The 19667-nt window shown below is 64.1% G+C and carries 27 protein-coding genes and 2 tRNA genes; 15 read left to right on the top strand and 14 right to left on the bottom strand.

What is annotated here, in order from left to right; genetic code table 11:
- Positions 1–95 precede the first annotated feature (95 nt).
- From RTP54_RS11085 to RTP54_RS11070, 4 genes are all read right to left on the bottom strand, one after another.
- Positions 96–626 carry a GNAT family N-acetyltransferase gene (locus RTP54_RS11085; protein ID WP_312362591.1) on the bottom strand — a complete coding sequence of 177 codons (531 nt, stop codon included), beginning with the start codon at positions 624–626 and terminating at the stop codon, positions 96–98.
- Positions 627–799: 173 nt separating this feature from the next.
- Positions 800–1336, bottom strand: coding sequence for a GFA family protein (locus tag RTP54_RS11080; protein ID WP_312362590.1), 537 nt, complete (start codon positions 1334–1336; stop codon positions 800–802).
- Between the two features lie 12 nt (positions 1337–1348).
- Positions 1349–1969: a TetR/AcrR family transcriptional regulator gene (locus RTP54_RS11075; protein ID WP_312362588.1), complete on the bottom strand. Its 621-nt coding sequence runs from the start codon at positions 1967–1969 to the stop codon at positions 1349–1351.
- A gap of 422 nt (positions 1970–2391) precedes the next feature.
- Positions 2392–3159, bottom strand: a complete 768-nt coding sequence (locus RTP54_RS11070) for a DUF930 domain-containing protein (protein ID WP_312362587.1) — start codon at positions 3157–3159, stop codon at positions 2392–2394.
- A 461-nt stretch (positions 3160–3620) separates the two neighbouring features.
- On the opposite strand from RTP54_RS11070, the gene RTP54_RS11065 reads away from it, so the two are divergent.
- The 3 genes from RTP54_RS11065 to RTP54_RS11055 all read left to right on the top strand — a co-directional run bounded on the left by RTP54_RS11065 (position 3621) and on the right by RTP54_RS11055 (position 5018).
- Positions 3621–4538, top strand: a complete 918-nt coding sequence (locus RTP54_RS11065; RefSeq protein WP_312362585.1) for a PhzF family phenazine biosynthesis protein — start codon at positions 3621–3623, stop codon at positions 4536–4538.
- A gap of 231 nt (positions 4539–4769) precedes the next feature.
- Positions 4770–4845: transfer RNA gene (locus tag RTP54_RS11060), tRNA-Lys, on the top strand.
- A gap of 97 nt (positions 4846–4942) precedes the next feature.
- Positions 4943–5018: transfer RNA gene (locus RTP54_RS11055), tRNA-Lys, on the top strand.
- Between the two features lie 240 nt (positions 5019–5258).
- On the opposite strand, the gene RTP54_RS11050 is transcribed toward RTP54_RS11055, so the two are convergent.
- The gene (locus tag RTP54_RS11050; protein ID WP_162703622.1) at positions 5259–5609 is read right to left on the bottom strand and encodes a hypothetical protein; all 351 of its coding nucleotides are present in this window, start codon (positions 5607–5609) and stop codon (positions 5259–5261) included.
- Positions 5610–5794: 185 nt separating this feature from the next.
- Between RTP54_RS11050 and RTP54_RS11045 the strand changes: the two genes are divergently transcribed.
- A complete protein-coding gene (locus RTP54_RS11045; RefSeq protein ID WP_112810925.1) occupies positions 5795–6121 on the top strand; it encodes a hypothetical protein in 327 nt (108 codons plus the stop codon).
- A gap of 349 nt (positions 6122–6470) precedes the next feature.
- Entirely contained in the window at positions 6471–6947 is a 477-nt protein-coding gene (locus RTP54_RS11040; protein WP_112810926.1) for a BA14K family protein, read from the top strand.
- A 127-nt stretch (positions 6948–7074) separates the two neighbouring features.
- On the opposite strand, the gene RTP54_RS11035 is transcribed toward RTP54_RS11040, so the two are convergent.
- On the bottom strand, positions 7075–7455 hold the full coding sequence (locus RTP54_RS11035) for a pentapeptide repeat-containing protein (RefSeq protein WP_112810927.1): 381 nt from the start codon (positions 7453–7455) through the stop codon (positions 7075–7077).
- 113 nt (positions 7456–7568) lie between these two features.
- Between RTP54_RS11035 and RTP54_RS11030 the strand changes: the two genes are divergently transcribed.
- The 4 genes from RTP54_RS11030 to RTP54_RS11015 all read left to right on the top strand — a co-directional run bounded on the left by RTP54_RS11030 (position 7569) and on the right by RTP54_RS11015 (position 10011).
- On the top strand, positions 7569–7838 hold the full coding sequence (locus tag RTP54_RS11030; protein ID WP_162719428.1) for a hypothetical protein: 270 nt from the start codon (positions 7569–7571) through the stop codon (positions 7836–7838).
- Positions 7835–8227 carry an MAPEG family protein gene (locus tag RTP54_RS11025; RefSeq protein ID WP_112810928.1) on the top strand — a complete coding sequence of 131 codons (393 nt, stop codon included), beginning with the start codon at positions 7835–7837 and terminating at the stop codon, positions 8225–8227. Before RTP54_RS11030 ends, RTP54_RS11025 begins: the two co-directional genes overlap by 4 nt.
- Before the next feature lie 172 nt (positions 8228–8399).
- Positions 8400–8762, top strand: coding sequence for a YciI family protein (locus tag RTP54_RS11020; RefSeq protein ID WP_112810929.1), 363 nt, complete (start codon positions 8400–8402; stop codon positions 8760–8762).
- Between the two features lie 22 nt (positions 8763–8784).
- On the top strand, positions 8785–10011 hold the full coding sequence (locus RTP54_RS11015) for an RNA polymerase sigma factor (RefSeq protein ID WP_312362579.1): 1227 nt from the start codon (positions 8785–8787) through the stop codon (positions 10009–10011).
- A gap of 190 nt (positions 10012–10201) precedes the next feature.
- Here the strand turns inward: RTP54_RS11015 and RTP54_RS11010 are convergent, their stop codons facing one another.
- Positions 10202–10870, bottom strand: coding sequence for a hypothetical protein (locus RTP54_RS11010; protein ID WP_112810931.1), 669 nt, complete (start codon positions 10868–10870; stop codon positions 10202–10204).
- Positions 10871–11107: 237 nt separating this feature from the next.
- Here RTP54_RS11010 and RTP54_RS11005 point away from each other — a divergent pair, with 237 nt between their 5' ends.
- Both RTP54_RS11005 and RTP54_RS11000 read left to right on the top strand, forming a co-directional pair.
- Positions 11108–11281, top strand: coding sequence for a DUF1328 domain-containing protein (locus RTP54_RS11005; RefSeq protein ID WP_112810932.1), 174 nt, complete (start codon positions 11108–11110; stop codon positions 11279–11281).
- Positions 11282–11350: 69 nt separating this feature from the next.
- Entirely contained in the window at positions 11351–11752 is a 402-nt protein-coding gene (locus tag RTP54_RS11000) for a hypothetical protein (protein WP_312362578.1), read from the top strand.
- A gap of 229 nt (positions 11753–11981) precedes the next feature.
- Here the strand turns inward: RTP54_RS11000 and RTP54_RS10995 are convergent, their stop codons facing one another.
- The 6 genes from RTP54_RS10995 to RTP54_RS10970 all read right to left on the bottom strand — a co-directional run bounded on the left by RTP54_RS10995 (position 11982) and on the right by RTP54_RS10970 (position 15043).
- Positions 11982–12470 (bottom strand): hypothetical protein, encoded by a 489-nt coding sequence (locus RTP54_RS10995; RefSeq protein ID WP_312362577.1) that lies wholly within the window; start codon positions 12468–12470, stop codon positions 11982–11984.
- A gap of 205 nt (positions 12471–12675) precedes the next feature.
- Positions 12676–13080 (bottom strand): hypothetical protein, encoded by a 405-nt coding sequence (locus RTP54_RS10990; protein ID WP_112810935.1) that lies wholly within the window; start codon positions 13078–13080, stop codon positions 12676–12678.
- 100 nt (positions 13081–13180) lie between these two features.
- On the bottom strand, positions 13181–13801 hold the full coding sequence (locus RTP54_RS10985; RefSeq protein WP_112810936.1) for a C39 family peptidase: 621 nt from the start codon (positions 13799–13801) through the stop codon (positions 13181–13183).
- An 81-nt stretch (positions 13802–13882) separates the two neighbouring features.
- Entirely contained in the window at positions 13883–14302 is a 420-nt protein-coding gene (locus tag RTP54_RS10980; protein ID WP_312362574.1) for a GNAT family N-acetyltransferase, read from the bottom strand.
- A 119-nt stretch (positions 14303–14421) separates the two neighbouring features.
- Positions 14422–14610, bottom strand: coding sequence for a hypothetical protein (locus RTP54_RS10975; RefSeq protein WP_312362572.1), 189 nt, complete (start codon positions 14608–14610; stop codon positions 14422–14424).
- Positions 14611–14617: 7 nt separating this feature from the next.
- Complete coding sequence (locus RTP54_RS10970; RefSeq protein ID WP_312362571.1) at positions 14618–15043, bottom strand: hypothetical protein; 426 nt, start codon at positions 15041–15043, stop codon at positions 14618–14620.
- Positions 15044–15288: 245 nt separating this feature from the next.
- Here RTP54_RS10970 and RTP54_RS10965 point away from each other — a divergent pair, with 245 nt between their 5' ends.
- Positions 15289–15537 (top strand): hypothetical protein, encoded by a 249-nt coding sequence (locus RTP54_RS10965; RefSeq protein ID WP_112810940.1) that lies wholly within the window; start codon positions 15289–15291, stop codon positions 15535–15537.
- A gap of 520 nt (positions 15538–16057) precedes the next feature.
- On the opposite strand, the gene RTP54_RS10960 is transcribed toward RTP54_RS10965, so the two are convergent.
- Positions 16058–16747 (bottom strand): S24 family peptidase, encoded by a 690-nt coding sequence (locus RTP54_RS10960; protein ID WP_312362567.1) that lies wholly within the window; start codon positions 16745–16747, stop codon positions 16058–16060.
- 1129 nt (positions 16748–17876) lie between these two features.
- Between RTP54_RS10960 and RTP54_RS10955 the strand changes: the two genes are divergently transcribed.
- From RTP54_RS10955 to RTP54_RS10945, 3 genes are read left to right on the top strand one after another with little or no spacing between them, the layout of a single operon-like run.
- On the top strand, positions 17877–18533 hold the full coding sequence (locus RTP54_RS10955; RefSeq protein WP_312362565.1) for a hypothetical protein: 657 nt from the start codon (positions 17877–17879) through the stop codon (positions 18531–18533).
- Positions 18505–19020, top strand: coding sequence for a hypothetical protein (locus tag RTP54_RS10950; protein WP_312362563.1), 516 nt, complete (start codon positions 18505–18507; stop codon positions 19018–19020). The genes RTP54_RS10955 and RTP54_RS10950 overlap by 29 nt, the downstream gene beginning before the upstream one ends.
- Before the next feature lie 46 nt (positions 19021–19066).
- Positions 19067–19600 (top strand): helix-turn-helix domain-containing protein, encoded by a 534-nt coding sequence (locus tag RTP54_RS10945; protein ID WP_312362562.1) that lies wholly within the window; start codon positions 19067–19069, stop codon positions 19598–19600.
- Positions 19601–19667 lie beyond the last annotated feature (67 nt).

The raw sequence follows: 19667 nt of genomic DNA, 5'->3' as shown, positions 1-19667 counted from the left end.
CCGAGTTGGATGCCGGGGTCGGCATTGGTCGGGCCTTGCCGCGGTCGCGGCAACTGTCCGGAGGCTGGAGGGTGAGCTTGGCAGCGTCGAGCCACTCACAGCTGCCGAGCAAGAACCTGCAGGCTGTGTTGCTTCGTCCCTATATCGACCGGCCCTGCGGTTCGAACCGGGTTAAAGCCCTGGCTCTCCCAGAAGCGAAGACCGGCCACGTTCTCCTCGAAGACGGCGAGCTCGACGCGGTCGGCCCCTTGTGTCTTCAGGAAGCGGAAGAAATCCTCGCACAGGGTTTTGGCCACGCCGTGCCGGCGCACGGCCGGGTCGATCATCAGAAGCGCGATCCACCAGGATTTCTCCCTGGGGTAATCGCGGTCGCAGGCGAGCATGCCGACGAGCGCGCCCGTGGCCGCCTTCAGGCCGAAGACGAACTTGTCGGCCTCGGTTCGATCAGGCGGGAAGCTTTGAAACTCTTCGAGCGCGATGGCAGCGTCCGGCCCGTGGCCGCGCTCCAGCACCACATAATCCGAGCAGCTTTGATAGAGCGGTAGCAGCCGCTGTGCGTCCGCCTCGGTCAAGCCTTCGATTTCATAGCCGGAAAACGAGAGCGGGAATGTCGTGGTCTTGTCCATGGCCGGGACATGGCATGGCCGGAGGATGGGCGCAATGCGCATCGTCCCGGCGCGGCATTACAGGTGCGTCGGGCGCATCCGGATCCAGAAAGGGTAGCCGGCTTTGTTCAACGCCACGAAGGCAGCTTCAAGCGAGGCGGGGGCACGGCCCTGTACCATCCCGCCTTTCGCCGTCAGGCCTCGACCTTGCGGGCGATCGCGATCTTCGGGTTGCGGAAGCCCATGGCGATCCAGGCCCAGAGCAGCTTGGCATAGAAGGACACGGTGTGGGTCTTCAGGTTGGGAATGTCCTTCGGCAGCCGGGAGGTGTCGGTAAGGTCGCCGACCATGGTGCGCAGCTCTGCCCTTGGCCGTGTGTCGGCGGGCCAGAGGTGCAGGTAGAGGCTCAGCCAATGGGCGCCCTTCATCTCCAGGAACATGGGCGTGTTGCAGCAGGTGGCGACGACGCGGCGTGAGCCGGCGTCCGGAGAGAGGCGGAATTCGCTGAGGTTTTCCTCGCCGGAGACGATCGTGATCCGGTCCTTGCGGTATTCCGCCGCCGGGGTGGCTTGATAGGACGTCAGCATGTTGCGGGCGCCGGGCAAGCCAGCGAGCCGGCTTGCGGCCGCCCGGCAGCTGTCGCAGAGGCATTCCGACACCAGGATCGGCGCTCCCTCTACCTTCAGCAGTGTCTGTCCGCAGGCGCATCCGATGTGGGTGGCATCGCTCATGTCGCATCCTCCTCAGGTGACGTGGAACAGGTGCCGGATGTACCGGTCGAGATGGTCAAGGCTCTCGCGCGCCAGCTCCGGATCGTTGCCGGCCTTGGCAAGCACGAAGCCGCCCTGGATGACCGCCTGCGTGTGGCGCGCCAGGCTTTCGGCCGTCCAGTTGCCGGCAACGCCGCGGTCGAGGCGCGCGGCCTCGATATCGTCCACGAGCGTGGCGGTGTGGCCGAAGATGCTGCGGCCGCAGGCATCGCGCATGTCGGGCGCGCTGGCATAAACCTCCTGCGCCAGCGTGCCGACCAGGCAGGTGAATTCCGCGATCTCGCCGACAATGATCGCCTTGCGAAAGGCGACATAGGCAAGAACGCGCGCAAGCGGGTCGGGTGGGGCGTGATACGGCGCGGCTGCGAAGAAGGCGGTGGTCGTTTCCGCCCAGTGCTCGGCGGCAGCGACGCCGAGCGCCTCCTTGCCGGCGAAATGGTGGAAGAACGCGCCCTTGGTGACACCCGCCGCGCGGCAGAGGTCGTCGACGCTGGTGGCGGCAAACCCCTTGGCGCGGATGATGTCGCGCGCCGCCTCGAGGAGCCGGATTCTGGCATTGCCGCGTTCTGGGGCGTTTCTGGTCGGTCTGGGCATGTTCTCAACATACCAAACGGTCGGTATGTGTCAAGGACATTGCATTGACAGGCGCTTACAGGCGCAAGGCGGCGTATCGCGCGACTTCACGACTGCATCGCTCAGGCTGCCGACGAGGGCGCTCGGCATCAATGCGCAAGGGGCGAATCTGCGCTGTCTCGGCGGGGCGGACATGTGCGAGATCGGCGATGTGGAAGGCAGGTGCCGTTGCCGGCGATCGGGTTTGTGCGAGCCACGTGCGAGCCAGCAATTCCTTGAATCGATTCAAGGAATTCCGTGCGTGCCTTCATGCACCGTCGCATCTGGCTTTCTCTCTTTGCGGGGCGTCCAAGCGGGCGTTGCGCACATGGCAGCCGAGATGGATCATGACGGGGGTGGGCCCGGTGGAAAGTCGCGCGCCGCCGGCCGCCGGTTGTCAGGTGTCAGTCGTCGGCGTCGGCGACGGAAAGCCCGAGGTCCTGCCATCGGGTGCTGGGGATGGCGTCGCCGACCCTGAAAGCGAAATCCACGACGGCATCGCGATCGGCTGTCACCGTGCAGGAATAGGCGATGCGCCACCATTTTCGCTTGCTGCGAAACGCCGCGCCGCTGGCCGTCAGCGTTCCGCCTGAAATCTTCACGCGGCCAAGAGCGTAGGCGACAACAAAGTCTGGTTCGAAATCGGCCTTCCAGCGCTGGACCTGTTCCATCGCTTCGAGATTGCAGAGCTGCACCACACGCTCTTGCGGGTCGAGCTGCGCCAGCCCCTTGCGCGCCTGTCGGCTGCGCGGCGCGGCGAGCACGTCCTTCGAATAAAGCTTTGCGGCCCGGATCATGCCCGCTGCCGACGATCCCGGTTGTTCCGTGGGCGTTTGCCTCGCGGAAGCATTCGCCGTATCCGGCTGCCTTGCGGCCGGTTGACCCGCAACGGGTGTGGTGGCTTGCCCGTCGGACACTGCCCGCGCCTCTGGCTCGCTCCGGCTCGGCTCGCCTGCCTTCTTGGTCGCTTCAGCGGTTTGCGGCGGCGGCTTCGGCATTTCCGGCATTTGCGCCACGATCTCGACGTCGACGCTGCCTTCGGCGGCCGGCAAGGCCATGGTCTCTGGCGGCAGGCGCGAAAGGGCGACGAAGGCGAGGGCGTGCAACAGCAGCGCAAGCCCCAGCGCCCAGCAGATCGTCCGGTCGTCCCTCGGTCGCGCCAGCTGCTGCATCGGCTAACGTGCCGTTTCGCCAGGCAAAGCGAAGCCGGGGAGGAAATGACGCTTCGGATTCAAAGCCTTGGTACGACCGGCATGCGCCATCCCGGGTGTCCCATGCCTCAGAACCTCGTCTTCAGATCGGATCTCGTGCATTGCTCGACGGCTCCCTGCGTGGTGCCTCATATGCCCCGGCGAGAGGGGGAGTTACGGCAGGCGTGAGATCAACACCAAAAGCAACGTCCGGTCGAGCCCCGTCATCGGCAGCGATCACTTTTCCGTCACCGGCAGCGGCCGGCGCAAGCGATGCGGCTGCCGGTGAACCGGCGCAAGCCCATGGCGGCCGCAGGCGCGATCGGGCGCGGCAGCGGCATATCGAGAACGGTGGGCGGGGCGGCTGGCGGTGTTTTTTGCGCTTGCCGCCCGCGCAATGGCATTGCAAGTTCGTGGCGAAGTATATGCGCAAGGGGAAATAGATGCCGCTCAGTTACGCGATCTACGATGTCTTCACGCAGAACCGGCTGGAGGGCAATCCGCTGGCCGTCGTCTTCGGGGCGGATGCGCTCGACGATCAGGCGATGCAGGCGATCGCGCAGGAATTCAATCTTTCGGAAACGGTATTCATCCGCAGACCGGGCGGGGCGGCGCATACGGCGCGGCTGCGCATCTTCACACCCGGCCATGAGCTTCCCTTTGCCGGACACCCGACGGTCGGCGCCGCCGTGGCGATCGCCGAGGCCGCGCATGGCGGATCGACGGAGAGCGCCGATCTCGTCCAGGTGCTGGAGGAGAAGGTGGGGCCGGTGCGCTGCGCCGTGCGCATCAAGCCGGGCGAGGCGAGCTTTGCCGAGTTCGACCTGCCGCGCAAATCCGCCCGCCTCGACGTCCGCCTCGACCGGCAGGCGCTCGCCGACGCGCTGAGCCTCAAGACATCGCAGATCGGCTTCGAAAACCATGCGCCGTCTTTCTGGAGCGCCGGCGTTCCTTTCGTCATGGTGCCGCTGCACGACGTTTCGGCCGCAGCCAACGTCGAATTCGATCCGCAGCGCTGGGAGCAACTGGCGCCGCTTGCCGAAGGGCGGCTCGCATCGGCCTATCTCTATTGTCGCGGCGGCATCAACCACACCGCCCGCTTTCATACCCGCATGTTCGCGCCCGAGATGGGCATCACCGAGGATCCGGCAACGGGCTCGGCGGCGGCAGCCCTTTCCGGAGCCATCCATCATTTCGACCAGCTGGTCGACGGCCACCATCCGTTCCTGATCGAGCAGGGGGTGGAAATGGGTCGCCCGTCCTTCATCCATCTGCATCTCGACGTGGTTGCCGGCCAGATCAACTCGGCGCGCATCGGCGGCCACGCGGTGAAGATGGCCGCCGGCGAACTTTTGCTCTGACGCAGAATTTTTTTGAGGTCCGGCAAAGCGGATAGCGGAATGTTTCGGAGCTCGGGGCGCGTTGCGACCGCAGGTTCGGGGGCAGTCTGAGATCGTTGCTGTGGAAAAAGCCGGTTTTCCAGGCCTCTGGAATTTTTTCTCAGAAATTTTACAATGGGCGCTAGACAAGGTGAGGGAACGCCTTTATACGCCCCTCCAGACCGCAGCGACGAACATCGAAGCGGTCCGGATGGGTGATTAGCTCAGTTGGTAGAGCAGCTGACTCTTAATCAGCGGGTCCACGGTTCGAGCCCGTGATCACCCACCAAAACAACGACTTGGCGAGATTTGTACGAACCTCGCATCAACTTCGTGATTGTCTTCTTCTCACGGTCGTTCGCGACAGATATCGAAGCGGTCCGGATGGGTGATTAGCTCAGTTGGTAGAGCAGCTGACTCTTAATCAGCGGGTCCACGGTTCGAGCCCGTGATCACCCACCAAAACAAATCCCTGGTGAGACTTCTACCAACCTCAATATCGACTTCGCCTCAGGCGTTTTTCTCGGCACCGCTGGCCAGTGTCATCGGCTTGCCGCGAGATAAATACGTTCGCGCATTCGACTGTGTGATTCGGCATTCCGGCTTGAGCGACAGGCGTCGGCAGGCGACGGCCGTTTTCCGATGGGAGAACGCGGCGTGCAACCGATCGGTGGCAATCGGCGCGGGCCTTGGATGCTGGGGCTAGGGACGATTGACGGGCAGTGGCCGGCGCTCGGCATTTTCGATGACCGCGACCGCCAACGCATCCTTGTGGTCGTAGATTTCACTCATCTTCAGCCGGCCATCGGCGAGCACCGTCAACATCCGTCGGCAGATATCCTCGGCCGCTGCGGTCGGGAGCGGTGCGAACAGCGGCATGCACCCGTCGAGCCATTTGTCGATTGCGCCGGGGCGCTTGATAAGGGCGCTCACGGCCTGCCGGTACTCGGCATCCGTGCGCGGCTTTGCCGCCGTGTGCGGCGCAAACAGGTAGAGTGCGATCGTGCAGAAAAGCCCGATCACCATGCTGGCGGCCACGAGGCGGAAATTCATCATGCCCTCACGTTGCGCAAGTTGCTTGCGCGTCGTAAGACAATCTATGCAGGTATTCAAGATCCGCACACGTTGCGGCGTTCTGCCAACAGGCGAGGTGGCTTTGAGTTGCGACGTGGGTCTGAGGGCGGCGCAAAAATCCACGCACGACCCATCTTGAAAATTTTCGACGGGCGGATTACCGGATGTTCATGAAGATCGTTGCTGGAATTGCCCTTGCCATCGCCGCCCTCATGTTTGTTTCGTCCTGCAGCGAAACAGGCCCGTCGGGGAGCGCGCGCCCAGGTGTTGAAAAGGCCCATCTGAGCCAGGCGGCCAAGGCCAAGCCTGCGAGCAGCCGGAAGGCCAAGGCTCAGGCTGAGGCCGAGGCCAAGGTGCTGGCGGATGCGCGCAGCCCGAGACAGTGCAAGACGCCGAAGAAGCAGTGCAGCTACGGCGCTGGCCCGGCTGGCGAACCCTGTTCGTGCTGGTCGACCGAAGGATCCCCCGAACTCGGCGTGACCATAAAGTAGCCATGGCGGGACAAGTCGTCGAGACGGAGCGTCTGCCTCAGGCTGTGCAAGCCTGAGCGCCATGGCTCGACGTCAAACGACACTCTCGCCGCCGGACAGATCGAGTCCAGGGCTCCGTATCACCCTTCCATCAGCATCCCCCGACGTTTTCCGGCCCGTTTCCCGTTGAAATCGGTGCTGGATTCGGCCGCTGTGGCGCGCGCCTCGACGGCCGGTGCGACGACCGCTTTTTCTCCTCCAGTCTCTCCGTGCCGCCGCGACGATCGCCCGGACTGTCAGGAACCATTGGCGCGCCCTGGCGTTTGGTCCTCATGCGCAGATGCGAAACAGAGGTTTCCGGAGGAATGTCATGAAGAAGAGTTTGCTCACACTTGTCGCCGTGATCACGGCGGCGTCCGGCATGGTGCCGGCTCAGGCCGCGCCGCTCGCCATCCCCAAGAGCCCGGTGCTTTCGCAGGCGGACGTTCAGGCCGTGCAGTACCGGCGCGACGATCGCCAGTGGGATCGCGGTGACAGGCGGCGCGGCTATTACAACGGCTATCGCGGCTATGAGGATCGCCGTCCGGGCTATCGCCGCGGCGACGACGGCTGGTGGTATCCGCTGGCGGCGTTCGGCGCCGGCGCGCTCATCGGCGGCGCGATCGCGAGCCAGCCCCAGTATCGCGAACCGCAGTATCGCGAGCCGCAATACCGTCCAGTCCAGGGCGAGTACAGTTCCGCCCATGTCGACTGGTGCCTGCAGCGCTACCGCAGCTATCGGCCCTATGACAACACCTACGTGCCGAGAGCCGGAGTCAGGGCGCAGTGCATGTCGCCCTATTACTGAACCACCTATGGCCGTTTTCCATCAAACGGTCCCTCTGCCCCATCGGCCCCGGCTGGTGGGGCTTTTTTGAGGCATTCTGTGGCAACTGCCACCTTGCCTGCCTGTGGCCCATGCGGACATCTGATCGTCAGCTTTTCGCCTGGTTATAGGCCTCGAATAGATCGGTAACGAGAACTCCATTGATCCGCGTTCCGGTCAAATCGGCATCCTTGATGTCCGAATCGGCCAATGTGACACCGCTTATGGTTAGTCGCGACAGATTTGCATTCGTGACAGCGGCTCCGGACAGATTGACGTTATCGAACCGTGCTCCCGCAAGGTTCACATCGTCAAATTCCGCTTCGCACAAGTTGGTGTCGATGAATTTTGCGTTCGTCAAAACAGCGTGAAATCGTGCGTCCGCGAGATTTACGCCGTCGAAGTCAGCGCCTGACAGATCGGCACGCTCGTAACGCGTCCCCTGCATTTGTGGGCCATCGAATGGGTCGTTTGCCTGCTGGTCGCTCATTTTCGCTCCTCCGTCGATTGTGCGGAGAATAGCCAACTTGTGGTCGTATCGCACTGCTCATTTTCGGCCTGCGTAATTGCCCATTAACAATCGGGTTGTATGGGTTTGCGTCCTTGCAACCGATCCTGTTTCAAGGCATTTTCAGCGAAGAATTGACCGGCGCGCGCCGGCCGGGAGAAGCGATCCAGTGGAGCATGACCCTCGACGGAGCATGGTCCCGGCGCGGCCAGGCCGGCTGCAAATGGCGAGTGCTCGACGCGGCTGCGGGGAGCCTTCCATCCTTCTTTTCAGTTCTCTCAAAAAATTTTCTGCGCCATGTCGAAATCCGGGAATGGCTTGCGTTCTTGGGCCGTAGACAACTCAAACCGGTGATATTTCCATGACACTTGCGACGACTTCCCTTTATGCCCTCCTGCTCAGCGCCATCTGGTTCGTGCTCTGGATGCGGGTCAGTTCGGCCCGGACGGCTCTTTCCTGCTCGATCGGCGATGGGGGCGACCCCAAGCTGCTGCAGCGGATCCGCCAGCACGGCAACTTCATCGAATGGGTGCCGTTCGTGCTTGTGCTGATGGTGCTGGCGGAAGCGCAAGGCACGGATGCGCTGTGGCTGCATGCCGCCGGCGTGCTTCTCATCATCGGGCGGCTTGCCCATCCGTTCGGCCTGCCGGTCGACAATGCCGGACATCCGCTGCGCTATCTGGGCAACGGCACCAACATTCTCGCCGTGGCGATCCTTGCAATCGCGCTGATCCGGATCCTCACCGGGATCTGATCCCCAACCAGCCAAAAGAATGGAGCCGTTCATGACCCTGATTTTTCGGGATGCTTCCGCTCGCCTTTTCCGGCGCCGCGCTCTTTTGCTGACCTCACTCATCTTCACGATCGCAGCGACGTTGCCGCTGCAGGCCCAAACGGCCATAACCGCAACGAGAGGAGACACGAAAATGCAGTATATGCTGTTGATCTATAACGACCCGACGCTCGAACCGGCCTATGGCACGCCGGAATTCGAAGCCATGATGGGCGGCTTTTTCGCGCTGAACGAGCGGATGAAGGCCGACAACGTGCTCGTTTCGGGCGAGGGGCTGCAGGGCGTCGAGACGGCAACGTCGGTGCGCGTGCGCGCAGGCAAGGTCGAGACGATGGATGGTCCCTTTGCCGAGACGCGCGAACATCTGGGCGGCTATTACGTCATCGAGGTTCCCGATCTCGACAGCGCGTTGCGTTATGCGGCCCTGGTGCCATCCGTCGCCTGGGGCACCGTCGAGGTCCGCCCGCTGATGGATTACAATCCCGCCGCGGAATAGCCCTTACTGGTGGAGCAGTGACATGCAATCAGCCGTCTCCGGTGCCGTTGCCGCGACCAGGGCCCTCGATGGCCTGGTTCGCAACGATCGGGGGCGGCTGATCGCGGCGCTGATCGCCAGGCTCGGCAGCTTTCAGCTGGCCGAAGACGCGCTTCAGGACGCCCTTGTTTCGGCCGTTTCCCACTGGGGCCGCAACGGCGTTCCGCACGCGCCGGAGGGCTGGCTGTTGCAGGCCGCCTATCGCAAGGCGATCGACCGCATCCGCAAGAACAAATCCGAAATCCGCAAATCGGTCGATCTGCGGCCGCTCGTACCGCACGAGGCGGCCGACGAGCCGGACGACATCCCCGACGAACGGTTGCGACTGATCTTCACCTGCTGCCATCCGGCGCTGGAGCCGAAGTCCCGGGTGGCGCTGACACTGCGTACGATCGGCGGCCTGTCGACCACGGAGATCGCGCGGGCCTTTCTCGACGCCGAGCCGACTATGGGGCAGCGGCTGTCGCGGGCCAAGGCCAAGATCGCGGCGGCGCGCATCGCCTATGCCGTGCCGGGGCCGGAGGAATGGGCCGAAAGGCTGCAATCGGTCCTGGCCGTCATCTATCTGATCTTCACCGCCGGCTATGCCGCGGGACCGGGGCAGGGCCGCGATCTGGCCGAGGAGGCGGTGTTTCTGTGCCGGATGCTCGATCGGCTGCGCCCTGACGATCCCGAGATCGAGGGGTGCCTGGCGCTGGTGCTGATCACCCATGCCCGTTGCCGCGCCCGCATCGATGGCGACGGCGTCACCGTGCCGCTTGCCGAACAGGACCGCACACGGTGGAACCGCGCGCTGATCGACGAAGGCCTTGGGCTGATCGACGTCGCCATGCGACGCCGCGCGCCGGGGCCCTACCAGATCAAGGCGGCGATCGCGGCCTGCCATGTCCAGGGGGAGACCTCCGACTGGGCACAAATCGTTCTGCTCTACGACAGCCTGCTCAGGCTCGAACCGACCGCCGTCATCCGTCTCAACCGGGCGGTGGCGCTGTTTGAGGCCGGGTGGCCGGAGCCGGCGATGCGGGCGCTCGATGGGTTGGCCGGCGAGCTTGCCGACTACCAGCCCTATCATGCGGCGCGGGCGGAGCTTTTCTCACGGTCCGGCGACGCGGACCGGGCTGCCAGGGCCTACGCGACCGCGATCGCGCTTGCCGCTTCGCCGTCCGACGCCGCATTTCTGCAGCAGCGGGCCGAGCGCTTGAAGGTCTAGGCAGGTGAGGCGTCAGGGGTTGGACCGCGCGACCGGAACCAAAGCGCCGCAGCGGCGTTTCAATGGCAAGTACGAAGGCCCGCCTGTCCCCCGCTCCACCATCCGGATCGGGCCTTCCCCTGGATGGAACAGATAGAAACCTCGCCAACCTGTTCCGGTCGGCGAGGTTTTTTCTGGCGCAAACGGCGTCTTACCCCCGGGGGCAGCAGCCGAGGCGCACGCAGGCGGCGGCGTAGATCCGGTCGGACGGCTGGAACACCTGTCGTGCCGCCTGCAGGGCAGACCAGACGATGCCCCTGATCGTATCGGTGAACAGCGAAAGGAAGGTTCCGATCGCGCCGTCGGCAAGCGGTCCGTAGACACCGGCATAGCTCAGCGCCTCGTCGAGATGCTGCGACTGTTGCGCGGTCATCTGCAGGAGATCGCCGGGCGCGAGATCATCCGGGCGCGAGACGCCGACATAGGCGAGAACCGTGGAAACCAGCAGCTTGCAGACCTCCTTGCAGGCGCGGCAGGACAATTCGCCCGCAACGTCGGCAAATGTGCTGCCGATGCGGGCGATGATGAAGCGGAAGCGGCTGCCGGCCCGGGCGCGCACTTCCAGGAACGCATCATAGGCGCGCCTTGCGGGCGGCATGACATAGAGCCACGTGCGATCGTCGCCGCCCCTTGCCAGGTTCTCGACATCCGGTCCGCGCAGGGTGAAGGTGACGTCTCCTTCCAGGATCTCGAGCAGCAGGACGATATGGGAGCCCTCATCGTCGAAGAGGATGCGCTCGTCGATCTCGACCCTGCCTTCGCCGACGAATTCCCGCAGCTCGACCGTCGGCTCGCGAATTTCGGTCCGTTGCAGAAACATTGCCGCCCCCAAGGTCGCAAACAACAGGCGCATCCTACAATGCGGGCAGGGGACGGGACATTAGCCCTATGGAAGTATCGGCCGCGCACCCTGACTAAGCCTGCAGCATGAGGCACCGGCGACCCGTCGCCTGAGCGCAGGCAAAGCCGGGATCTGTCGCGAATGGCATCCAGCCTGCGGGAACTTTTCAGCGCGTTCGGACTTCTTGTAGCGACAACTCGAAACGAGGGTATCGTTATGCTCAAATGGGCGCTCATCTTTTTCGTGGTTTCGCTGATCGCCGGTTTTCTCGGCTTCTCCGGCGTGTCGGCGGCAACGGCCGGGATCGCCAAGATCCTGTTCTATATCGCCCTGATCATCTTCCTGATCTTCCTGGTGCTGGCGTTCATGGCCGGTAGCGCCGTCGTGTGACGGCGTTTCTCGCATCGGCGCGGTTGAATTTTCTGTTGCCGGCGCGTTCGAGATGATACGGACGCGCCCATGCAACAGATCTCTCCTGTCAACCGCGCCTGCGGCACCTGCACGCTCTGTTGCCGGCTGCCGGATATCGACGCGCTGGACAAGCCGGCCAATGAATGGTGCCGAAATTGCATCGAGGGACAGGGCTGCCGCATCTACGAGCAGCGGCCGCAGCTCTGCCGGGATTTCCTCTGTCTGTGGATGACGGATGAGGCGCTGTTGCCCGCGTGGGATCCGGCGCAATCGCACATGATGATCTACCGGCAGGGGCCGCAGATCACCGTGCTGGTCGATCCCGATTTTCCCGACATGTGGAAACGCGAGCCCTATGCGCAGCAGCTTTCGAGCTGGGCGCGCCAGCCCGGAACGACAGGGCAATATGTCATCGTCTTCGTCGGCGATGCGGTTTTCAAGGTCGATTGATCAGCCGGTATTTCCGAACAAGAAAAAGCCCCGCGCGATGGCGGGGCAAGCAAGCACCCAAAATGGCTCAGGTGCGGGGAAGCGCAGGCCATAATGGAACGTACTGCGCGGTACGGTTAATACTATGCGGTCCCGCCGCTGGGGAAGGTCCGATTCCGCGATTCCGGTACGCCTGGCAAAATAAAAAAAGCCGAGGCGCCGGCGCGGGGTCGACACGACGCCTGGCCGGCTATTCCAGGGTCGACAGTTCCTCGTCCCAGGCTTCCAGGCTGCCGAGGATTTCTCGCAGGGTCTCGCGTCCCTGGACCCAGAGCCCTTCTTCGGGAATGGGCTGGGCATCGCCGCCGGCAGCTGCGATCGCGCTTCTGACTTCCTCGGGACTTTCGCGCACATATTGGCGCTTGCCGCCGATATCGAGCGCCGAGCTGAGACCGGGCACGTGGTGATTGGGCGCAAGCGGCATCGGCCCCTTGGCCGCCTGGAGATTGACCCATACCGGCGCGCCCAGGCGATGGGTGAAACGATAGAGCGACGGCAGCTCGGCCTTGACGGCGGCGGCAACGCCGGCCGCTTCCTCCTGGGCAAACAAGGTCGCGTCGGCATTGATCAGCGTGTTGCCGAGATCGTCGTCGAGGCGCGGGTCGGACCGGCGGATGCGCAGCACCCGGCTTGCGTCTAGATCAAGCGGGGCTCCGCTTTTTTGCGTGAACCTGATCATGAAGTCCTCTCGAGCGGATGCAATCCAGAGTGCGCCAAGTTTTGGGAGGTGTCGAGTGTCGCCGCGCGCCACGGTTCAAGGATGAGGAACGCGACGCCGCACGCACCGCTGCGGCAGGCCCGGCATGGCCGCCCGAAGTGCGGTATCGGCGCGCCTTTTTCCTGATGGCGCCGATCTGCGCGGGCGAAGGCCAGCAGCCCTGCGGCTAGCGCGAGGGCACGGCCGTCGGGCGCGAGCGGGTTTCACCGCTGCCGAAGATGATGACCGCGAACATCAGCACGCCGACGAACGTGATGATCGACGCGATGGCGACGACCGGCTCGAGCTGCGGGCTGCCGGTGAGCATCAGATACAGCGACGGCACCAGCAGGGCGACGCCGGCGGTGTAGACGCAGTACTGCAGCATCGCCAGGCGCTTTTGCGCCTTGGCCGGGTTCAGCGCGTGATAGCCACCGAAGATCGCCATCGTGACCCATCCTAGCAGATTGGCATGGGCATGGGCGCCGATCGCGCTATGATCCTGCCCGATGGCCATATGCAGGCCCATGGCGATGCCGATGATCAGAAAGACGATGGCCGTCTTGAAATACAATTGTGCCAGGCGCGGCATGGAAAAACTCCCCTTCGATTCCTGCCCCGCTTTATTATTAGCATTTATGCACGTGAATGCTGCCTGCCTATATTGGGTAGGTTGCAGCCGGCCCGTGGGATCACGCGTCGACGGCGATGCCGCGATTGGCGAAGAAGCGATCGAAGGTGGCAAGCGGCATGTCGACATCGCTCTGGCTGGCCGGGTCATGGCCGGAGGGATTGTGAAAACGCACGCGATCACCCGAGGCGGCCGTGACCAGCACCAGATGCCCGCCCTTCGACGGCGGCTCGCGCTCGGGCCATCTGACCGCGCTGCTGACCGAGGCGATGAAGTAGCGGCGCCGGGCGAGCACGCCGGGAATGTCCGCTGTCTCGACATTCGTCAAGGTTTCGGCTGACAGTCCGAAACGATCGGCGACGAAGGTGACGAACGGGGCATAGATCAAGCCCTTGATCGAGGCGTCGGCCGTATTGACGACATAGCCGCCATAGCCGGTGCAGGCGCGCGCAAGCGAGAGGATCGGATGCACCTCGCCGCGCGCGGCAAGGATCATCTTCAGGCAGGCCATGCCGCAGACATTCACGGCCCAGCGGGCATATTCCTCAATGGTCTCGGCGCCGGAATTGCGCCAGAGCGGATCGCGGTGCAGTGCTGCTGCCCCTTGCGAAAGCACCGCCAGCGTCATGTCGGGGCTTTCCCACTGGCTGAAATAGGGGGTCTGGCGCTCTGCGACTTCCATGGGATTCCTCCGTTGACCGGGACGAAAGTGATGTCAAAGGCGCAAGGCCAGATCAAGGCGAAAGGGATGCGTTGGGAACGCCTATCCGGCGCGCAAGCAGAACACGATTTCCGGGTCGCCCTCGTCGAGATCGTCGATGTAACCACTGGTGCGGAAGCCGGCCGAACGCAACAGCGTCTGCATGCCCTGATTGGACAGGTTCGTCGATGTGAAGAGTTTCGGTGTCTGGCAGATCGCCTTGAAATGCGCAACGAGCGCCGCACCATGCCCTTGGCGGCGAAACTGCGCGCCGACCATGATCAGTTCGATGAAGCCGGTGGAAAAGAAATGGTAGGTCAGGACGCCATAGGCGGCCACGATGCCGTTGGTTTCAACGACATGGCAGGAACCGGCGTCGATCCAGGACCGGATATGCGCCTGCCGCTCAGGCGAGGTGGCGGCAATGGTGTCGAGGGCGACCAGACTTTCGAGGTCGGTCATGGTGGCTTGTCGGATGGGCATGAAGGGTCCGGATATGGTCGCGCCAGGGGATGGAAAGATTGCGCCCGAACGACGGGCGACTGGACATCCTGACATTACGCGGTGATCGACGGGTTTGCCACGAAAGATTGTGTGGGCGATCACCGGCGCGCCGTGGCCGCAGCAAGGGCTGCGCGCTTGCGGGTGGCCATCTCGTGGAAGGGGGCAAGGCCCATTCGCTCGATATAGGTGGAGACGGCCGCCTCCACACCCCTGTCGTTGCCCGTTTCCGACTGCCAGAACGCTTCCATGGCGGCAAAGAGCGCCGATTTGTCGAGCGAGACGGTCATCGCGGCCTCAAGCTCCAAATTGCTGGCGGTGGTTGAGCGTGCCGTGATCCCGCTGCCCGAAGGGGGCGGTGTGAGGAGGGCCGCCGGGCACTGCCTCGAAATCCGCACGCCATCGTTCCCAGGCCTCGGAGGTGCGCACGAAGATGGGCACGAGGTGTTCCTCGTCCGGCGTCCTGTCGAAACCGTCGAGCCAGGCGTCGGCCACGGTCTCCGAAATGTCTTCGCCGGAGAGGGCGTCAAGATCGAAACGGATCAGTCGGACCGCCTGCTCTCCGTCATGTGTCTTCAGCCAATCGGCGGCGGTGGCGTAGGTCGCGCCGAAACAATCGCTTTCTTCGATGAAGCTGCCGCGCCCGAAGGTGGAGACCACGAGGATGACCTCGCTGCTCTGGGTCAAGGGGGGCGGGCACCTGCTGCCACTGGTCGATGTCATGCCTTCTCCCTGATGCACGGCGGCGAGGCGAGGCGATGGCAACTGCCATCTGTCGCCGCCCCTCGGCTACGGTTTCAACTGTTGGCTGCATGATAGGGAAAATCCTATTGATGGGTCAATAGGAAATTTACATCCGGCAGGATTTTTATGACTGGGCTGTCGATAGCCTCTGATTTGTTCTTGTTTTGTTCGCCAAATTGCGCCAGCTTAAGGCTGCCATCGCAAGTGGCGGAGAGGAGCATGACATGGTCACATACTTCGTCGTTCAGAGCTTTACGCGGGGAAATCGGGGCGCCTTGCTTGCCGACACTCCGGTGCAGGCGACGGGAGCCGACCACGCGCTCCGGCTTGCCGAGAGGCTGGCGTCGACCAAGGTGGGTGTCGTGGCGTTCAGTCGTACAGGTGATCTTGCAACCGGCGAGTTCGAGGATGCGACCATCCTTTACCTCGGCGGCGACCTGCCGAGCGAGATGCAGGAGATCATGGCCGCGTAGCGGCCGAAGGCGTGCGCGAGGCGATTGAGGTCATGCGCCGGGCAACCTGTGCGGCGCGGCGCAGGCGCTATGCCTGAATGCTTGCCCGAGCCCGGGCGAGGATCGCGTTGCCAGTCCCGATGGGCTCGGTCCCTTCCGTTTGTTGATCCGGATGTATCCAGTGTCGAGCGTTGCAGGGCGCGTTGCGCGCCGGTCCGGGTGCGCCGGAAAACGCGGTCCGGGCTGGTGGCCGGCTTTTCGCCGAATCGGCAGAGGGGTTCGATCGATGGCGCCGGACCGGCGGCGCCTTTTTTGGGGGTGGCGGGCACGTCCTGCCGCCTAGTCCGGGCTGGCGTCGAGATGTCCGGGAAGAGGGCTGTCGTGCGATACGGCTGCCTGCTCTTGCAGCGCCGATGTCAGGTGCTTCCGGTTTCCGACAAAAGTACTATGTGCCGCATATTGTTGATTTAATTTTCTTTTCCAGGCGCGTGACCGTTTCGATCTTCGCCTTGAGCACGCTCCGTGACGCCAATGGCGCGCCTCAGCGGGCGCTGTATTTTCCCACGACCCGGTGGCAGAAGGACCACTCCACCCGGCTCTCGGTGAACTCCAGGTAGGGGTTGTACTGCTTCAGCGTCCATTCCCGGTCATTGAACGATACCAGGCGCTTGATGATCGCCTCGGCATCGTTGGCGGGTGGCACGTGATAGAGCACGACATCCTTGTCGCGGGCGGGCGGCAGGTGCGGATGCACCAGCGCCATGTCTCCGGGTTCATAGGCCGGGATCATCGAGGTGCCGGTGAGGTAGATGCCATAGGCGCCCTTGACCCCTTCGAGCACGGACGGGCGCTTGACGTATTCGACCGCATCGAAGGTCACGATCACATGGCCATCGCCGCCCTGGGCGGCGACGAAGATCGGCAGGTCGCGATGGCCGACGAGCTGCTCGCCGGGAACGATCTGGGGATTGAAGCCGGTGATGTTGCGCGGCTGGCCGGGCGCGCCGGCGTCCGGCGCCACGCCGATCAGGTCGGTGATGGCGCGCACATCGCGCTCACGCAGCTCGCGGGGGCTCTCGCGCTCGACGAATTGCTGGATATAGGCGTGGTTCTTCCCGATCGCGACGGACAGATCCTTGTAGGTCGTCCTCTTCGCTTCGACTGCTTCCCGGATAAGGCGCCGCAACTGATCCATGATGCTGGCATCCCAGATTTCGCTTCCTACGTCCAATAGGATTTTTCCTCTTGATAAACGAAACTGTTCCTATTATTGATAGGATATGAACGGAAGCGAGCAAGTCAATACCACCCGGAAAGCCCGGTATTTCGGCCGGGTCCCTGGATCCGAGCGGCCTGAATGCAACCGATGGGCGCTCAAGTGCTTCGCCTTTTCGATGACTGAACGGATGCTGGAGTGAACCGATGATTGTCAGGGGAATTGCATCAGGCAAAGCGGGGCGCAGCGCGCGCCGGTCGCTCGGCCCAGCGCCGTGGCAGGCGGCGAGACGAGGGCGATCACGCGCGCCGACATGGGCACGGCCCGAAAGCGTGAGGATACGCGGTTCTGCGGGGGACGGGGAGAGGCGCCCGGGCGCGCCGCCCGGCATGCGCCGTTGGCAGGCGCACTGTAACGTGTCGCGTTTCTGCGTGGCTCGCCGGTTTCGATGGCGATGCCGGGAGTCGTGCAGGCACAGTCGAGCGGCGATGACGGCTTGGGCGTTATGTCTCTTTCCGGCGGCCCCTTGGCTTAGCCCCTAAGGCCACTGTGGCGGGCCCGCGATCGGCAGCGATCTTGGCGGGACCCGGCGACGGCGCCTCCGGGGCGAACGCTTTCGATCGCGGCTTTCGATCGTGGCCTTTCAATCGTGGCCTGGGGGGCGGCGTGCCGGCGCCGCGCGGCAGTCAATCAGATCAGGTGCGTTGCACACGGTAGGGCGATCGTCGTTTTGGGCGAGGCCTGCCCGCGCGACACACAAAGAGGAGACAACGGAATGCGGGAAGAAACATTAACGGGACGGGCGTGCGCGAGGCAGCCGGCATTGCGGCAATGGTGGTTGATTTTGGCCGGCTGGCGCCCAGGCCGGGAGAGGGGCCGGGGCACGGGCCGCGGACTGGCGCTCGCGCAGGGCGAAGGCAGGGTGCAGGCCTCTGCCCCTTGCGGCAAGCGCCGGGCGGACCGGGCGTTGCACGATGCCGCCAGCCCTTCGGCGGGCGTTCTGTGCAATGGGCCGTGTGTGGCCAAGGGACGGCGTTTGGCTGCGCCAAGGTTCGCGATGGCGGCGCTGTTGCCGACAGCTGTGACCTTTGCAGGTCGGGTTTTCGGCCAGCGGATCCCCGCGACTGTAGTCGAGGGCTAGGCGATGCACATCACATCGATCGTCGAAGCCCTGGTTGAAAGCGGTGCGACGCCGGAGATGATCCTCTGCGCCGTGCGGGCGGCGGAAGCCGGGCTGCAATCCGATATCGACAGGCGGCGGGCGAGCGATCGCGAACGGCAGCAGCGTCGTCGCGCTCACGTGACGTCACAGGCGCTCACGGCGACGAACGCGACACCCCTCTCTGATAAAGAAAGGTCCCCCACACCCCCTAAAGAAATTAACTCTCCCGACAACACACAAACCCTTCAGCGCGAGCACCGTTTGCCCGCTCACAAGCGCGCCGTGCGGCTTCCCGAGCAGTTCGAGCCGGACCGGGATTTTGCCGCGCGGCTCGGCTTCGGTGCGGCCGAGGTGGAGACGGAGCTTGAAAAATTCCGCGACTACTGGACGGCGAAATCCGGACGGGACGCGGCCAAGCTCGACTGGCCTGCCACGTGGCGCAACTGGATGCGCAACGCCAAAGGGCCGCGCAAGAGCCACCGACCTCATGCGCCGCCGCGCGAAAGCGCCTTTGCCCGCCATCAGCGGGCGTGCCGACACGCGATAGAGCGCGAACTCAATGGAAACCGAGACAATGATGAACCTACCGACACAACACCGACATTCGACCTTGAGCCGCGAGATTACCGCGCTCACTGAACGGCTGGCGCCAGCCGGCGACGATGCGATCCTGCGCAGCCTGAGCGCGATGCAGGCGGCCGGCATGACCATGCCGGCGGGCATCGAGCCGGCGAAGCTGCTGCCGGTCTACCGCTACGCCCTATGTGGCGTGCCGGCCTGCGGCCTTTCGGTCGTCACGCAGAAGCTGATCCGAGGCGACTATGCCGAGAACGCCAATGTGCTGCTCGGCACCATTCCGAAGCCTCCGGTGCTGGCGGCGCTGGCGCGGCGCGAGGCTGCGACGACGCGGGCCGAACTGGCGCGCAAGCGCGAGATCACCGCGGCATTGAACCCGGCTTCGTCGCAAACAGAGCGCTCGCCCGAGATCCGCGAGCGCGTGCGGACAAGACTTCGGCAGTTCCATGCCGAGCACGCGGCGGCCAGGGCGGCATGCGCCATGGCCGATGGCGCTAGGCGCAGGGTCGGCAACGATCTGACCGTGGAGGTGGCAAGCGATGCAGTCTGAACCGAGACCTTTGGCAATGAGACCTTTGACAAGTGGAGCAAGCGCGATGGAACCGATGACGAGAAGCAGCACGACATCAGCACCCGAGATGGCCCTGATCGGCGACATGGCCGATGCGCGAGGCGATGCGGATGGCGGAAAGATGCGGCTGGACGAGGACAGGACCGCGGCTGCGGCGCCGCCGGTGCCCGAAGATCTGCTCGGCGCCCTTTGCGCCCATGTGAAGGCGCAGCGGCTGCGGGTGCTGGAACTGGAGCTGGCGCTCGCCGACACGCAGGCGCGGCTGCTTTCACAGGCGCAATTGCTGTGCGGCACGGCTGCCGGCGGCAAGGGTGGATTTTTTGGCCGCCGTCCGGTGCGTGAGATCGTGGAGGAGGTGCTGGCGGCCTATCCCGGCGTCGGCTGGGCCGACATCATCGGCGTTCGCCGCGAACGCCGTCTGGTCGAGCCGCGCCACGCCTGCATGGCGGCCGTCTATGAGGAGCGCGAGGACCTGTCGCTGCCGGCGCTCGGCCGCATCTTTCAGCGAGACCACTCCTCTGTGCTGCATGCGGTCAACAAGGGCAGGGCAAAACGATGAGCCGGCTCTCGAGCGACCCTCTCAGCGCCGGGCATGAGCATGGCGATAGGCGCAGAGCCAGCCGCAG

The sequence above is a fragment of the Ensifer sp. genome (genome assembly GCF_031989085.1).
Lineage (GTDB): Bacteria > Pseudomonadota > Alphaproteobacteria > Rhizobiales > Rhizobiaceae > Ensifer.
This window is presented reverse-complemented; position numbering and strand designations above follow the sequence as displayed.